Source organism: Epilithonimonas tenax DSM 16811, from assembly GCF_000428485.1.
In the GTDB taxonomy this organism is placed as follows: domain Bacteria; phylum Bacteroidota; class Bacteroidia; order Flavobacteriales; family Weeksellaceae; genus Epilithonimonas; species Epilithonimonas tenax.
Map to the genome: position 1 here is coordinate 36064 of NZ_AUAA01000006.1, position 15289 is coordinate 51352.

The following is a 15289-nucleotide window of genomic DNA, read 5'->3' on the forward strand; positions in this document are numbered from 1 at the left end:
ATGAAAGAACTAAACGAACTAGAACTTATCCTCTTAGAAGGTTTGACCTCAAAATACCCACAGCTGAGATCTCATATTTCTCATTTGAAAGTTACTGAGCGGAAATTGACACCTATGGGATTGGATGTAAACACGGAATATATCGATTTTCATGATGAACTGGATGACACCAATGCTTTATTCAGTACTGGTGCAAATATCCAAATCAAAGGTCTGAAAGAAGGCTTGAGTTACGTGATTGATGTGACAATGGGACAAATTACCGCCATCGAGTTCTCGACCTATAATGAAAAGTGGAATGGTAAATTTACCGATTTTAAGATCTTGGAGAAAGACTAAGTAGAGAAAAGAAAATAGATAAAAGATGAAAGACTTACAATCGGTAGGGTGCTTTCATAGAACAGATGTTCAATTTCTTTTCATGACCTCAATCAGACTTTCATAGCACAAAAAAAGGATGAGCGTTCTGCTCATCCTTTTTAATATGCTGTTATGACAAATTATTTAGTTGTCACAACGCTGCTTTTCAGCCAGTTGCTGTGGAATTTGCATTCCTTGTATTTGTTATCCAAAGAGATGAAGATAGAAGGGATTTTTGCATTTACCCATTTCTCAACGATTTCATTTTTCTTTTTATTAAGTGCCATTTCTTTGATTCTTTCGTAGTCGGTGGATAGCTCCAATTGGTGTGCATCAATGACCTCATTGACCTGAATAATGCTCAACATCTTTCTTTTCTGCTGATCTTCCTGCTGGAAAGGCTCTGTAATATCATTCTTTTTAAGACCTGCGATCTGATACGATACCGTTGGATCCAGACCTAGTTTTTCCAATTTGTCAGAACCATCTTGGGTATTGGTCATAATTCCCGCAGAGAATTTGTTGCTCTTGTCATCCGAGAATTTGTATGCCGCATCCTTAAAAGTCAATTTCTTGTCCATAATTAATGTTCTGATGCTGTCTATCACCTTCCTTGTAGAAGCAATCTCTTCCGCGTTTGGTGTACTTTTGATAAGGATGTGTCTTGCATCATATTTCTTACCATTTCTTTTGACGAGTGTAATCAAGTGGTAACCATATTCGGACTCCACAGGATCTGAGATCTCACCTTCTTGTAAATTAAGTGCGGCGGCTTCAAAAGGTTTTACCATTTGACCCATATTAATATTTTTGTAAAGTCCTCCCATTGCAGCAGATCCCTCGTCCTCAGAATAGATTCTTGCCTGGCTTTCAAAACTGTCACCTTTCTTAATATCTTCTTTGATTTTATTAAGCTTATCAACAATCTCCTTTTTGTGAGCAGCAGAAATCTTTGGGAACATACTGATCTTCGAAAGTGAAACTTCGTCCTTTACATTAGGCAATTGGAATTTGAACTGGTTATAAAAATCTGTAACTTCATTGGGCGTTACATCAGCTTTCTCTGTGATTCTTCCGTACTTTGCCTGGCCGTAGTAGTTATCCGCATCAATTTTCTCGATGGCTGTTTTCATCTCGTAGGAAGTACGGAATTTGTAAGCTGCTAACATCGCTTTCTCGTCCGGAAACTGAGAAAGGATCTGTGAATATTTTGTACCCGCCATTTCTTTGATAGCGGCAGATCTATTTTCTACCAATGTATCTTTCTTTGCTTCGTATATCAGCAATTTATTATTCAGGATACTCTCCATAAAATCACATTTATCTCCCACATTAGCGCCTTGCTGTTTAGCATAATTAGCTTGATCCTCTATGTCAGACTCCAGTACAATCTCATCGCCTATTACGGCTGCAATCCCATCTATGAGCTGACCTTTTTTTACTTGAGCAGAAAAAGTTCCGCTACCTAGAAACAGAATCATTGAAAGTAAAAAAAGACATTTAGCGTATTTCAACATTATTTTTATTTATTAAGGTGCAAAATTAAGATTATCAGCCAATTCTGCTCCATGTTTTGTTATAATTATTTCTTAAAATTTCTCTTTAGTTCTGCCATAAAAGCCGGCTGAATTTCAACCTTGGTTTTTGCACGCTGTTCGGCGATGGTTTTCTGCAGTAATTTCTCTGTTACTGCATCTTCCATTTCTGGCTCTGCCTCTGCTTGTGTCATCTGTTGCTCGGGCAAAAGAGCATCTATCGCGACGACAACATCCCTGTCAGAAATTTTGGTTGTGAACGTTCCTTTTTTAAAAGGGACATTATGTTTTTTGAAAATATCACCAGATTCCTGGATCTTACCTTCTTCGAAATGAACCAAAACCTGGTTTTTAGCATTCACTTGGTTTTTGTACTTTTCTTTAAGTGCATCCCATTTCTGAGGATCTGTGATTTCCTTTTCTACATCCTTCAGTAGTTTAGGATCAGAAATGACAGCGGCTCTGGACACTGCCCTTTTCTCCCAAACAAATTTAGATTTGTTCTCGTTGTAATAATCAGTGTAAAGTTTGGGGTTATTTTTCACCTGATCTTTCAGATATTCAGAAAAGATATATTCAGAAAACAAATTTTTTCTAAGCTCCTCTACCTCTGGTTTTACTTCAGGAAGTGTCGCGAAATTTTTAGCATACACACCTACCAAATACTGTTGTGCCTGATAATTCACCAACTCAGACCATTGACTGGTTGGGATCAGCTCCAGGCTTTTGTACTGTGCATCTATTGCCTTTTTAAAATCTTCATAACGCACCTCATTTTTTCCATAAGAAAAAAGTACCGCTTTTGGATTTTTAGGATTAAGATAGTTCTGATAAGATTTTTTGATCTCAACAAAATCTGGTGTTTCCGTAAATTTGTCCTGAGTTTTCAGCCAATCTACAAGTTTTGCAGTGACTTCTTCGCCGTAGCTAGTGGCCAGCATTTCTTTCTGGAAAAACTTTCTGTTGTCCTCTGTAAGGACATAAGGTTGGATGTTATAAATATTAAAGATAAAATATTTATCTCCAAACAGAATAGGCTGCTTCGTGTAAAACTCTTTGGGCTGACCTTTAAAAAGATTGTACACTTCGTCCGGTAAAATGGGCGATCCCATCACGGCACCTCCGGAGTTTTTCTCTTCCTCTGTTGCACCAAATTCTTTTACAACCGTCTGGAATTTTTTTCCAGATTCCAATTCTTTGTAGATTTTTGCTTTATTCGCTTCGTAGTTGGCATCATTTGGAAGCGTTAAAACGCCAAAAATCACATAACCCAAACTAGGTCTTGTGCCCACAATTTTTGCAAAACCAAGCACATTGGGTTTGTCTATGAATGTGGTGTAAGAATTGACTGGCGCATTTTTCACCTGCTGGTATAAGTCATAATCCAACATTCCCGGCTTTACATAAAAAGCTTTTCCAGCATCCGCATCCGCATTTTTGGCCAGAAAATCCTCCATCTTCATTTTTCCGGATTTTACTTCATTATAAAGTGATTTATAATCTGTTTTATCATCTGCTTTTTTCTCTTTGATGAAAAGCAAAATCTGAGTTTCTGTTTTGTTAGAATTCACAAAATCCTGAAGGATAGGATCTATGATCGGTTTTGGATAAAACTTCTGCTCTCTCAGTTCCGTCATTCTCTGATTCATAGAATTAACGAAAAAATTAAGCGTATCGGCTTTTTTCTCTTTTGCCAACTGCTGTAAAAGCAAAAATTCTACAGTAGAATTGACCGACTTGTCTGGTCCGTTGTTCTCCAGACCATATTTATTTTCTTTGATATAATCCTTTACGGAGATGCTGTCTTTGCCAACGATCAAATATTGTGAATAAGCCATCTGAGAAACCAGTGCCAATACAGCCGGAAAAAAAATCTTCTTCATTTGATATATTTTGTAACCACCCTTTTTGAGTGGTAAATTTGTGTAAAGTTAAAACTTAAATCGCAGATTCAAACGTCGTTAATTCTTTGAAAAGGTGAATTCTCTCGCTCAGTTCTTCTTTCGTCACATTTCCGATCCTTTCTGTCCCGAATTTTTCTACTGTGAAGGATGCCATTGCACTGCCTACGATAATCGCTGTTTTCATACTTTCAAAACTGAAATCACCTTTCTTCGTGAGATACGATGCAAAACCACCTGCGAAAGTATCACCAGCTCCAGTTGGATCAAAAACTTCTTCCAGGGGCAAAGCAGGAATTGCAAAAATCTTCCCATCGTGGAAAAGCAATGCGCCGTGTTCTCCTTTTTTGATGATCACATATTTCGGTCCCATTGTATGGATTTTTTTGGCCGCTTTTACTAATGAATATTCTCCTGAAAGCTGCCTCGCTTCCTCATCATTGATGGAGATCACATCTGTCTTCGCAATCACTTTCATCAAGTTGTCCCAAGCAATATCCATCCAGAAATTCATCGTATCCAGGATCACCAGTTTGGGTTGCTTTTTCATTCTTTCCAAAACAGAAAGTTGGACTACCGGATCCAGATTCCCCAACAGAAGCACTTCTGCCTCAGCAGAATGCTCAGGAACCTTTGGGTCAAAATCTGCCAAGACATTGAGTTCTGTGACCAAAGTATCTCTGGTGTTCAGATCGTTATGGTATTTTCCGCTCCAGAAAAAGGTTTTCCCCTCTTTGACCATTTCTACACCATCGACATTGATGTTTTTGGAAGTCATCATATCCAGATATTCCTGAGGAAAATCGCCGCCGATTACAGAAACCAAACTCACGTCTGTGTCAAGAGCTGCTGCTGTCAATCCAATATAAGTCGCTGCTCCGCCGAGGATTTTATCCGTTTTCCCAAAAGGGGTTTCGATGGCATCAAATGCTACAGTTCCTACTACTAGTAATTTCATATGTTAAGTTTTTTAGTCGGAAGCGGCAAGACCGATGTCCGAAGTTTTTTTATATTATGTTATAATTTTTCAGTTGTTGTTTTATTTTAAAGTCTTCTAACTTCCTGAGTCCGATTATTTTTCCCACTCAAAGGAATCAATCAAATGCAAAAGATCTTTTTTGATATAATCTACAGCCGGCGCCAAAGAGTCCGGACGCGGACGGGAATTGAAATACAAATTGCCCGTCACAAAGTGTCTTGTACTGTCTGTCACAAAAAACTGAATGTTTGAAGCGGTTTGCCCTTTTAATTCATAAAAATTACCATAGACCTTCTTCTCTGGATAAGCAAAGAATTTGGTATCAATTGCGCTGGCTTTTATGGTATGCTCGTAAACCATTTTTTCTACTTCTTTAACGTGAAGCTGAAAATCATTCTTGATTGGAAAATAAGTCATAAAAACATTGGCCTTCATCCCGGGATACGACAGATTGTACCAGCAGGCCTGTTTTGCATCTTTGATCTTTGCAAAATCCGAATAATCGAAGGAATAATGGCAAGGTGCAGAAAAATTCAGATATTTCGGGGCTGGATATTCCAAACGCAGATCTCCTTTCGGTTTTGGAACCGGTTCTTCGGCACAGGAGAAAAGTGATAAGCCTATGAAAACTCTGATCAGATTTTTAAACATTTGGCAAAAATAACAATTAGAATCGATACAGAGAATTTTGAATACTTAATTTTTGTTAAGAATAATTGATTTACAGATAAATAGTTTGGATATAAGATGAGAAACTTAATTCATCTCACGCAGACTTCGCAAATTTTGCGGATTGTTTCCATTGTTTTAAGATTGATAAAAGTTTTCGGCTCCGCTTAGACTGATACTTTTAGACTTTGCAAATTGACGGTTTGGCTTATCACACTGAGCGGAGTTGAAGTGTTCTACCTCATATGAGAATGACCAAAGAATGTGTTTTGTGGACCGTTGTTTTTATGCAGCATCTGCAGCCCGACTTGAGTGGAGCTCTTTTTTTGTTATTGCGATTGCAGAATAGTTCTATCAATTACCACAGCTCATTGGCAATGACAAAAAAAAGCGGGAACGGAAGGCGGAAATAGCTGCCATAAAAAAATATAAATAGCTATTCGACAAAGTCAAAAGCTGCCCAAATGATCTTAATCTTTAAAAATAAGCGTTAAAATTGAAGATTAATCTGGTGAAAATAAAATATTTGTAACCTTTTTGGGTTTCTGATCGTATAATATAATGCAACCTAAAGAATGAGGTTTTTATATGAGACAATTAAAAATTACAAAACAGGTTACCAACAGGGAAACCGCATCACTAGACAAGTATCTGCAGGAAATCGGGAAAGTGGAATTGATCACGGCTGATGAAGAGGTAGATTTAGCTCAAAGAATCCGCGCTGGCGACAGAGCGGCGTTGGAGAAATTGATCAAAGCTAACTTACGTTTCGTGGTTTCTGTGTCCAAGCAGTACCAGAATCAGGGACTTTCTCTTCCCGATCTGATCAACGAAGGTAATCTTGGTCTAATGAAAGCGGCGAAAAGATATGATGAGACGAGAGGGTTCAAATTTATCTCCTATGCTGTTTGGTGGATTCGTCAGTCGATTTTGCAGGCTTTGGCCGAGCAGTCGAGAATTGTAAGATTGCCATTGAACAAAATTGGTTCTATCAACAAGATCAACAAAGCTTATGCTCACCTGGAGCAAGAGAACGAGAGACCACCTTCTCCGGAAGAGTTGGCAGAAGTTCTGGATATGAGCGAGGAAGACATCAAGGAATCTATGAAAAACAGTGGCCGTCACCTATCGATGGATGCGCCGCTTGTGGAGGGTGAAGACTCCAATCTTTATGACGTTTTGCGTTCTGGTGAATCTCCAAGTCCGGATAAGGATCTGATGTTGGAATCTCTACAGATCGAGATTGAAAGAGCGCTTCAGACTTTGACGCCAAGAGAGGCTGACTTAGTAAGATTGTATTTCGGATTGAACGGAAAGCATCCAATGACGCTTGAAGAAATTGGTGAAACTTTTGACCTTACGAGAGAAAGAGTTCGCCAGATCAAAGAAAAAGCGATCAAAAGATTGAAACACAACTCCAGAAGTAAGATCTTGAAATCTTACCTTGGAAAATAAAAATTCCTTTTTAGGAATGTAATTGAAGCAAGACTTTTTGGTCTTGCTTTTTTTATTTTAAAAATTAACTTTGTTAAAAGCTATATTAACTATGAAAAAAACTTTCTTATTTCTTTCTCTTACTTTGGCAGTTTATTCTTGTAAAGAAAATAATTCTGATAAGAATAAAATTGTTGAAAAGGCTGCAGAAAATACAGAATCCAGTTTTCCAATCAAAAGAATGAGCAAAAGTCAAGACATTTTAAATGGAATCTATTCGGAATTACTAAAGAATGATAAAGAGCTTCAAAAACTTGATGAAAAAATTAATTCAATACAAAAAGATGGTAAAATAATAAAGAATATTTATAGTGATGTTGTCAGTAATTCTGATGATTACTACTTACTAGCTAAGAATAGTTCAAAATCAATTCAAGATTCTATTTTGAGAAAAGAAATTCTCGGACTTGTAGAAAATAGTTCCGATAAGTTTAATGTAAAGAAAAACAAACTCGAGGAACTGAAAAAACAAGTCAGACTTAACAACAATAGAATATTTAGCTTTTATCAAGCTTTGAAAATCAGAAGAACACTTCCAGAAATCGAGAAATATCAAAAAGCTAATCCATTAAAATCTGATAGTTTATCACTATTTATCAACAAGCAAAATCAATTGTTGTCAGAATTAAAAAATATAAAATAAAAACAATGAGCATATCAATCATCGGTGGCGGAATTGGCGGTTTGACTTTGGGAAATGTTCTGAAGCAACATAATATTGATTTCAGAATCTATGAAAGTGCGCCGGAAATAAAACCAGTTGGAGCCGGCATCGCCATGGCTGGAAATGCAATGCAGATCTTCGATAGACTTGGTTTAAGAGAGAAAATCGAGAATGCGGGAACAAAAATGAACGCCTTAATTATCACTGATGAAAGTTTAAAAACGATTTCTAAAACTGATGTTCTGAAACTTGAAAGCAAATCCAATGTTTGCAACATCGCGATTCACCGAGCGGAACTTCAAAAAGTGTTGAGTGAGGATATTTCAGAAAATATCATTCTTAATAAGCGTCTTTCGACAATTGAGAAAAAAGAAAACTATCATTTGACTTTTGAAGACAAAACAGAAATCGAAAGCGAAATCATCTTCGGAGCTGATGGCGTGAAATCTCTGGTTCGAAATCAAATTCTTAAATCCGGCGAAATCCGAAGTGCGAAACAAAAATGCTGGCGCGGCATCCTGACCACAGAAATTCCTGAAAAATATTCGCACAATGCCTACGAAATGTGGGGAAAAGGAAAACGTTTCGGTTTTGTGAAGATTAAAGAAAATACATTGTATTGGTATGCTTTGGTGAATGAGAAATTCTATTCTGAGGATATTAACCTAATTGAGATCTTCAAGAAATTCCATCCTGATGTTTTGGACATGATCACTAAAACTTCAAAAGAAAGTATCATTCTGAATAACATCATTGATTTAAAACCAATGGAAAAATGGACTGCTGAAAACCTCTGTTTGATTGGTGACGCAGCGCACGCCACGACGCCAAATATGGGACAAGGCGGCTGCCAAGCGGTGGAAGATGCTTACATCATTGGCAAATTATTAGAAACCGAAAGAGATTGGAATAAGGTTTTTCATCTATTTGAAAAAATCAGAAAGTCCAAAGTCAATCATATTGTAAAGACCAGCTGGACGCTTGGAAAAGTGGCGCAGTGGGAGAATTTCACAGGACTTCGGAATTTTGTTTTTAGGAATATGCCAGAAAGTGTGAATCAACGACAAATGGAAAAAATCATGAAATTGGAATTGTAGTTTTTATTGGTCTTCGAGAGCCTCAGACTGACAAATTTAAATACTCTTCTAGAACCTCAGAATGACCGTCAACTAATCTTCTTTTTTCAGACTTTCAATCAGATTTTCTAGTTCTTTTATTTTGTCTTTCAGGTTTTTGATATCGTTTTTGTTATTGGACACTTTACTTTTCAGCATGACGGTTCTGGCGCGCTCGCTGTGATCATCGTCTTCATCATCCTCATTGATTTCTTCTACATCTTCCTGTATCTCATCAATGTCTTCCTGAATCTCTTCTACATCTTCCTGGATTTCCTCGATATCTTCCTGAATTTCATCAATATCCTCCTGGATCTCGTTGACATCTTCTTTCAAATCCTCGATGTGTTCTGTACTTTTATTGACTGACATCTGAATAAAAATCGCTAAATAAATAGCTTCCAGGGAAACTACCGTTGTGAGAACCAACAACATATGTTCAAACTCTACAATCTTGAAAATCGGTAATGCAAAACAGACAATAAAGAAAACCGTATGGAAAATGAGTGACGGAATAGAACCTACCCACCAGATGATGCCGTTGGCTATTTTCTCTAAAACGGTCATTCTTTCCTGATTTTCCTCTGTAAACTTCATTGATAAATTTTGATAAAAGTAAGGATTTTAAAAGCGATTTGCAAAAAGTCGTTAATTGATCACATCACGCAGTGCTGCATCCAGATTGTTATACATAAATTTGAAACCAGAGTTTTCAATTTTTGCTGGGGAAATACGGCTTCCGTCCAATGCCAAAGTGGACATTTCGCCCAAAGCTAATTTGATGACAAACGCAGGCATATTTGGCAGCCATATTTTTTTACCGAGATGAGAAGCTATCTTATCTGTGAGTGTTTTATTATCCACAAAATCAGGAGCAGAGGCATTGTAAGAACCATTGATAGAAACATCTTCTACCGCTTTGAAATAGATGTTGACCAGATCATCCAGATGGATCCAAGAGAAATACTGATGGCCAGTTCCTAAAGCGGCGCCCAAATTGAGTTCGATTGGTTTCTTAAGAACTTCCAGTGCGCCACCTTTTTCTGACAACACAGTAGCCGTCCTAATACAGACCACTCTACTTCCAAGATTTTTGAATTGATAGGCTTTCTGTTCCCAGTCTTTGCACACCGTGCCAAGAAAGTCATCCGCTGGTGCATCTTCTTCAGAAAACATGTTAACAGAGGTTTGTTGGCCATAGATCCCGACGGCAGATGAAGAAATCACAGCTTCCGGATGGATATTTCTCTTCTGCATCTCCTCAAATATAAACTGAGCAGAGTCCACACGGCTTTTGTAAATCTCTTCTTTATAGGATTTTGTCCAGCGATTGCTTATAGAAGCACCTGCAAGATGTATAAAAATATACGTATTATCCAATGCACCATCTTCCAAAAAGCCATTTTGGTAATCCCAAACATAGGATTTGAAATCTGATTTTTGTGGTTTGGAACGGACAAGGATTTCTACCTGATAACCTCTTTCGTATAATTTCCTTGCTAGTTTTTTACCTACAAGTCCTGTTGCGCCGCTGATAAGAATTTTTTTCATTGAAGAATTTGCTTTCAGAGATCAAAAACGAGTCCAAGTAAAACCAGATTCATATTAAATTTCATAAAAATGAGTAACAAAGCGCTGTATATTCAATACAACTAGATCAATTTTATTCTGTCGTCCGAAATTTCAATGATCTTATCTTTGTACAGACTTCCAATGGCTTTTTTGAAGTTTTTTTTGCTCATCTGCAATTCATCTTTGATCTCGTCCGGTGATGATTTATCAGAAAGGTAAAGCAATCCGTAATTGTCATTCAGTTTGTCAAGAATCGCCTGTTTGAATTCATCGACATTCTCAAAACCTTGTGGCTGTAGGGTGACATCTATTTTTCCATCTTCACGGATTGTTTTGATATAGCCCGTTTCTTCGGAAAGCGGATACAATTTTTTGAACACATCAGAAGCGTAGATCAATCCTAGATATTCTTTGTTGATCACCACATTCCATCCCAATTCTGATTCATTCATCATAATGAGGTCTACTTTTTCTCCCGTTCGAAAAGGAACATCCTCGTACTGTGGATTACGTTTGAATTTGGTAGTTCCTGTGGTCAGACCAGTGACATCATCGGTATAAACATAAACCAAATAACGCTTGGCTTCCAAGATTTTCGACTTCTGTTGTTTGTACGGGACAAAAAGATCCTTGATAATGCCCCAATCCATAAAAGCACCCGTTGGAAGACTCTGCACACAAGTCATTACCGCAAACTGTCCTTCTTCTGCATTGGCTTTTTCTGTGGTCGCTTTCAAAGCGCCATCATCTTGATAGACAAAAACTTCCACCTCGCTGCCTACTTCCCAGGATTCATCTGCAAAAATTTTTTGGATGAATGCTTTTTCGCCGTCTTCATCTTTTAGAATAAAGCCAGAAGAGATCTGTTCTGCGATTGTTAAAGTTTGGAGTTGACCGGGTTTCATAGAATTGATTTGCTGCAAAAATAGACAAACTTTTTCTAATGTGATCTTTTACGGAATATTCCGTCACCAAAACACATTCTCAATGCAAACAAAATGATGTTTGCCAATTTTAACAATAGTAAATTTTTGAACTTAAGCATAATGATTATTGAACTTTAAAACTGCAATTTCTGCAGAAATACCCTTACATGGATTAGATTGATACCTACTATTTGCTGCCATACATGGTTCAAATGGCTCGTCAGTCGATCGTTGGCATCTTCACTATATCCTTTAATTACACTTGACCCGTAATTCTTTCATTCGACTGTAATACGCTCACGGTGATTGATTTTTAATCACGAGTTAAAGAGCAGATCACATAACACCACCCCAAAAAATTCTGATCATTTGAGGCTAGCGTTATAGTGAATTGAATGAATGTTTATTAGTTTATATGTTTACCAGCTTGTACCATCTCTTACTGGTGGATCTGGATCTACTTCTTTATGAGCAACCTTTACAGAATCCGTCTTTACAGGTATTGCAACTTTTTCACCAGCGACTTTTTCCTGTGTTGTATTGTTGTTGAAATCTGTTGTTTCGTCATCCTGACGGCATGATACAAAATTGAGAGATACAACTGCAATTGTAACGATAGTAATTAATTTTTTCATGATGAAAATTGTTATATGTTATATGTTATTTTTAAAAATGTTGTGCTGTAATTATTGTACGAAACTAGAAGTAAAAACCCAGTTTAAGAAACTTATGTGGTCTCTATTGGGAAATTTTGACGTCCTAATTCGTAAATTACTACATATCAAATAATTTGATTTTCAAATATTTACATTTATTATTTTAGGTTTTCAAACCATAACCTTTTTTCGTTAAATAATTCTTAATTTTATTTCATAATTCCGTACTTTTGGCAAATAAACAGCAAGGTGTAATAGTTCAATGAAGCAATTTTTATTTATCATATTGGCCCTGTCTTGTAGTCTTGTTTATTCTAATGACAAGACCCCGAATAGCTATGAGAATTACCGAAAAAAGTACGAACTGTACCCAGAAAACGACGGACGGGCATTTTCTCACATCAATATATATCTGAACAAAGCTAAAAAAGAAAAAAAATACGCCGAACTGTTTCAGGTTTATAGGGACGCCGTTTTCTTCTCAAAATCTAATGATAAAAAACTCCAGTACGCAGACAGTTGCTTAGATGCCGCATACAAATCTGCCAGCGACGACAGGATTTCTACCGCGTATGTCTTGAAAGGCAGTATCTATTACGCAAAACTAAAAAAATATAAACCGGCATTGGATGAATATCTGATGGCCTACAAATATTCCAAAAACACAGGTGATGTCTATCTAAAATATAAAGTGGCCTATCATCTCGGCGTTGTAAAAAATTATCTGGGTTACCACGAAGAAGCTTTAGAACTTTTTAAAGATTGTTTGTCCTACTTTGAAGCCGGCGCAAAGGACCAAAGCCTTCACGTGAATCAGATTTTCAATAATGAAAAAGGATATCTGAACAGCCTTCATCAGACGATTGTTTGCTACAGATATCTCAATGATCTGAAAAAATCCGACTCACTGACAGAGATTGGATTGCTCAAGACCTTTAACAATTCAGATTTTTTGCAGGAAAGAAGTTACTTCCTGAAATCCAAAGGTGTCCTGGAGTACAGCAACAGCAGATACAGCGCCGCCATCGATTTTTTAAAGCAATCTCTAAGCTTGATACGGGATGATTTTGCGTGGACCTCTGTTGATTATTTTTACATTGGCAAAAGTTATATGGCACTGGGAAAGCAAGATGCCGCCATTTCAAATTTTAAAAAAATTGATTCCATATTCATCAAGCATAGTTTTATACTGCCAGAACTGAGGGAAAATTATGAAATCCTGATCAACCATTACAAGAGACAGAGAGATCCGGAAAAACAGCTTTATTACACCACTCAATTGCTGAAGGCGGACAGTATCATCGCCCGGGATTTCGCCTATCTTTCCCTGAAGATCCACAGAGAATATGACACCAATGCCCTGATGGACGAAAAAGGAAGACTGGAAAAAGCCAACACCTGGAGTGGTATTCTGATTGCCTGCCTTGGTGTTACCGCAGTCGCCCTGTCTGTAGTATTACTCAAAAGAAAGAAAAGGGAAAAAGAAAAACTGGACAATTATCTTTTACTAGAAGAGAAATTGCGGACCAATAACTATTTACAGTCCCAGCCAGCTACCATTTCTACTCCCAACATCTTGGAGGATAAGAAAAATATGGTGACCTATACCATCACCAAAGACCTCCTGATAAAGCTGAAACGTTTCGAAGAGAAAAAACAGTTTACACAAAAGGGTCTGACCATTCAGAAATTGGCTGTTCAGTTTGAAACAAACTCAAACTACCTTTCACACGTGATCAACGAGCAGAAAGGTATGAATTTTAACAAATATCTTGGAGAATTGAGAATCAGACATATTACGTGTCTGCTCTTCGAGAAAAATATTTATCTCAATTATACCATAGAAACTTTGGCAAGAGAATGTGGGATTGCATCCCGCCAAAATTTCTCCGATCTGTTCTACGAGATCAACGGCATTAGACCGACTGATTTTATCAGAAAAAGAAAAAAAGAAATCGAAAATATGGAATATTCTAAATTAGAAAACATTCCAAGTTTGATATCTGACCGTTAATTAAATTATTTTAAAAACGATTCTATCGCCACAGTCTCCTGCTCCCCAGAAATCAGATTTTTAATGGTCACGGTTTGATCTTTGATCTCCTGCTCACCAAGAAAAACCAAATGCTCTATGCCTTTTTTCTCAGCATAAGTAAACTGTTTTTTCAGTTTGGCTGCATCAGGATAAAGTTCTGCAGAAATGTTCCGTTCTCTCAGTTTTGAGATCACTTTTAGCGCTTCTATAGATTCTGATTCGCCATAATTGGCAAAAAGGTAATTGACTTTGACGTCCGAATCTTCCGGGAAAATCCCCAATTCTTCCATCACCAGATAGATCCTGTCCAATCCAAAAGAAATCCCGATGCCGGGAACATCTTTGACCCCGAAAACCTCTGTCAGATTATCATACCTTCCACCACCGCCGATGGATCCCATCGCGACATCTTTCGCTTTTACCTCAAAGATAGCGCCTGTATAATAATCCAGGCCTCTGGCCAGTGTAATATCAAAAACCAAATCTTGAGCAGCAATACCAAGCTGCAATGCTTTGGTGATCACAAATTCTAACTCTTCTACACCCTTGGATCCGGTTTCGTTGCCTTGGAATTTGTCTTTCAGGTTGGCGAGATTTTCCAGCGCATTATCAGATTGTGTAAAAAGGAAATCCAATTTGGAAATGGCTTCTTCCGAGATTCCTTTTTCAATCATTTCTTTCGTCACGCCGTCTTTCCCCACTTTGTCCAGTTTATCAAGCGCAACGGTAAAATCGATCAATTGATCCGCAATCCCTGCATATGCTGCAATTCCGGAAAGAATTTTCCTGTTATTGATGTGAACGGAAACAGATAGATTCAAGGTACTGAATGATTTAAAATACAATTGCAGCAACTCTACTTCCTGCCAAAGGCTGGTGCTTCCTACGACATCTGCATCACATTGGTAAAACTCTCGGAATCTCCCTTTCTGAGGACGATCTGCTCTCCAAACCGGTTGGATCTGATAACGTTTGTAAGGAAAAGCCAACTGACCTTGGTTCATCGCCACGAAACGTGCAAATGGAACAGTAAGGTCATAGCGAAGTGCTTTTTCGGAAATCTGAGAAATCAGTTTTTGAGAATTTTTATTCCCCCAATCTTCGTCATTTGTTTTTGAAGCATAATCACCGGAGTTTAAGATTTTGAAAATCAATCGGTCACCTTCTTCTCCATATTTGCCAGTCAAGGTAGATAGGTTTTCAAAACTTGGCGTCTCCAAAGGCTGGAATCCAAACAATTCGAAATTATGCTGTAAAATATTGATGATGTATTTTCTTCTGGAAACTTCTTTTGCTGTAAAATCTCTTGTTCCCTTTGCTAAGCTTGGCTTCATTATATAATTGATCAATGAGGTTTGGTAAATCGTAAATCGACTGCAAAAA

14 protein-coding genes are annotated in these 15289 nt (G+C 37.5%); 5 read left to right on the forward strand and 9 right to left on the reverse strand.

Annotated elements, in window-relative coordinates; genetic code table 11:
* The gene (locus F564_RS18680) at nucleotides 1–339 is read left to right on the forward strand and encodes a hypothetical protein (protein WP_034980706.1); all 339 of its coding nucleotides are present in this window, start codon (nucleotides 1–3) and stop codon (nucleotides 337–339) included.
* Nucleotides 340–500: 161 nt separating this feature from the next.
* Here F564_RS18680 and F564_RS0104265 read toward each other — a convergent pair whose 3' ends face one another.
* The 4 genes from F564_RS0104265 to gldD form a co-directional block, all read right to left on the reverse strand.
* Complete coding sequence (locus tag F564_RS0104265; RefSeq protein WP_028121525.1) at nucleotides 501–1877, reverse strand: peptidylprolyl isomerase; 1377 nt, start codon at nucleotides 1875–1877, stop codon at nucleotides 501–503.
* A gap of 65 nt (nucleotides 1878–1942) precedes the next feature.
* Complete coding sequence (locus tag F564_RS0104270) at nucleotides 1943–3778, reverse strand: hypothetical protein (protein WP_028121526.1); 1836 nt, start codon at nucleotides 3776–3778, stop codon at nucleotides 1943–1945.
* 55 nt (nucleotides 3779–3833) lie between these two features.
* A complete protein-coding gene (locus F564_RS0104275; protein WP_028121527.1) occupies nucleotides 3834–4754 on the reverse strand; it encodes a PfkB family carbohydrate kinase in 921 nt (306 codons plus the stop codon).
* Nucleotides 4755–4868: 114 nt separating this feature from the next.
* Nucleotides 4869–5426, reverse strand: a complete 558-nt coding sequence (gene gldD / locus F564_RS0104280; RefSeq protein ID WP_028121528.1) for a gliding motility lipoprotein GldD — start codon at nucleotides 5424–5426, stop codon at nucleotides 4869–4871.
* Nucleotides 5427–6032: 606 nt separating this feature from the next.
* On the opposite strand from gldD, the gene F564_RS0104290 reads away from it, so the two are divergent.
* The 3 genes from F564_RS0104290 to F564_RS0104300 all read left to right on the forward strand — a co-directional run bounded on the left by F564_RS0104290 (nucleotide 6033) and on the right by F564_RS0104300 (nucleotide 8699).
* Nucleotides 6033–6899 carry a sigma-70 family RNA polymerase sigma factor gene (locus tag F564_RS0104290; RefSeq protein WP_028121529.1) on the forward strand — a complete coding sequence of 289 codons (867 nt, stop codon included), beginning with the start codon at nucleotides 6033–6035 and terminating at the stop codon, nucleotides 6897–6899.
* 91 nt (nucleotides 6900–6990) lie between these two features.
* Complete coding sequence (locus F564_RS0104295; RefSeq protein ID WP_028121530.1) at nucleotides 6991–7581, forward strand: hypothetical protein; 591 nt, start codon at nucleotides 6991–6993, stop codon at nucleotides 7579–7581.
* 5 nt (nucleotides 7582–7586) lie between these two features.
* Complete coding sequence (locus F564_RS0104300) at nucleotides 7587–8699, forward strand: FAD-dependent monooxygenase (RefSeq protein WP_028121531.1); 1113 nt, start codon at nucleotides 7587–7589, stop codon at nucleotides 8697–8699.
* 72 nt (nucleotides 8700–8771) lie between these two features.
* Here F564_RS0104300 and F564_RS0104305 read toward each other — a convergent pair whose 3' ends face one another.
* From F564_RS0104305 to F564_RS0104320, 4 genes are all read right to left on the reverse strand, one after another.
* Entirely contained in the window at nucleotides 8772–9314 is a 543-nt protein-coding gene (locus tag F564_RS0104305; protein ID WP_028121532.1) for a DUF1003 domain-containing protein, read from the reverse strand.
* Between the two features lie 51 nt (nucleotides 9315–9365).
* Entirely contained in the window at nucleotides 9366–10268 is a 903-nt protein-coding gene (locus tag F564_RS0104310; RefSeq protein ID WP_028121533.1) for a TIGR01777 family oxidoreductase, read from the reverse strand.
* A gap of 101 nt (nucleotides 10269–10369) precedes the next feature.
* Complete coding sequence (locus F564_RS0104315; RefSeq protein ID WP_028121534.1) at nucleotides 10370–11194, reverse strand: CvfB family protein; 825 nt, start codon at nucleotides 11192–11194, stop codon at nucleotides 10370–10372.
* 440 nt (nucleotides 11195–11634) lie between these two features.
* Complete coding sequence (locus F564_RS0104320; protein WP_028121535.1) at nucleotides 11635–11850, reverse strand: hypothetical protein; 216 nt, start codon at nucleotides 11848–11850, stop codon at nucleotides 11635–11637.
* 283 nt (nucleotides 11851–12133) lie between these two features.
* On the opposite strand from F564_RS0104320, the gene F564_RS18685 reads away from it, so the two are divergent.
* The gene (locus F564_RS18685) at nucleotides 12134–13885 is read left to right on the forward strand and encodes a helix-turn-helix domain-containing protein (protein WP_051259559.1); all 1752 of its coding nucleotides are present in this window, start codon (nucleotides 12134–12136) and stop codon (nucleotides 13883–13885) included.
* Between the two features lie 5 nt (nucleotides 13886–13890).
* Here F564_RS18685 and hisS read toward each other — a convergent pair whose 3' ends face one another.
* Nucleotides 13891–15240, reverse strand: a complete 1350-nt coding sequence (hisS, locus tag F564_RS0104330) for a histidine--tRNA ligase (RefSeq protein ID WP_028121536.1) — start codon at nucleotides 15238–15240, stop codon at nucleotides 13891–13893.
* Between the last annotated feature and the right edge of the window lie 49 nt (nucleotides 15241–15289).

Coding starts and splice junctions, on each gene's coding strand:
- hisS (WP_028121536.1), bottom strand. CDS start 15,240: ATGAAGCCAAGCTTAGCAAAGGGAACAAGAGATTTTACAGCAAAAGAA.
- F564_RS0104320 (WP_028121535.1), bottom strand. CDS start 11,850: ATGAAAAAATTAATTACTATCGTTACAATTGCAGTTGTATCTCTCAAT.
- F564_RS0104295 (WP_028121530.1), top strand. CDS start 6,991: ATGAAAAAAACTTTCTTATTTCTTTCTCTTACTTTGGCAGTTTATTCT.
- F564_RS0104300 (WP_028121531.1), top strand. CDS start 7,587: ATGAGCATATCAATCATCGGTGGCGGAATTGGCGGTTTGACTTTGGGA.
- F564_RS0104265 (WP_028121525.1), bottom strand. CDS start 1,877: ATGTTGAAATACGCTAAATGTCTTTTTTTACTTTCAATGATTCTGTTT.
- F564_RS0104315 (WP_028121534.1), bottom strand. CDS start 11,194: ATGAAACCCGGTCAACTCCAAACTTTAACAATCGCAGAACAGATCTCT.
- F564_RS0104270 (WP_028121526.1), bottom strand. CDS start 3,778: ATGAAGAAGATTTTTTTTCCGGCTGTATTGGCACTGGTTTCTCAGATG.
- gldD (WP_028121528.1), bottom strand. CDS start 5,426: ATGTTTAAAAATCTGATCAGAGTTTTCATAGGCTTATCACTTTTCTCC.
- F564_RS18680 (WP_034980706.1), top strand. CDS start 1: ATGAAAGAACTAAACGAACTAGAACTTATCCTCTTAGAAGGTTTGACC.
- F564_RS0104290 (WP_028121529.1), top strand. CDS start 6,033: ATGAGACAATTAAAAATTACAAAACAGGTTACCAACAGGGAAACCGCA.
- F564_RS0104275 (WP_028121527.1), bottom strand. CDS start 4,754: ATGAAATTACTAGTAGTAGGAACTGTAGCATTTGATGCCATCGAAACC.
- F564_RS18685 (WP_051259559.1), top strand. CDS start 12,134: ATGAAGCAATTTTTATTTATCATATTGGCCCTGTCTTGTAGTCTTGTT.
- F564_RS0104305 (WP_028121532.1), bottom strand. CDS start 9,314: ATGAAGTTTACAGAGGAAAATCAGGAAAGAATGACCGTTTTAGAGAAA.
- F564_RS0104310 (WP_028121533.1), bottom strand. CDS start 10,268: ATGAAAAAAATTCTTATCAGCGGCGCAACAGGACTTGTAGGTAAAAAA.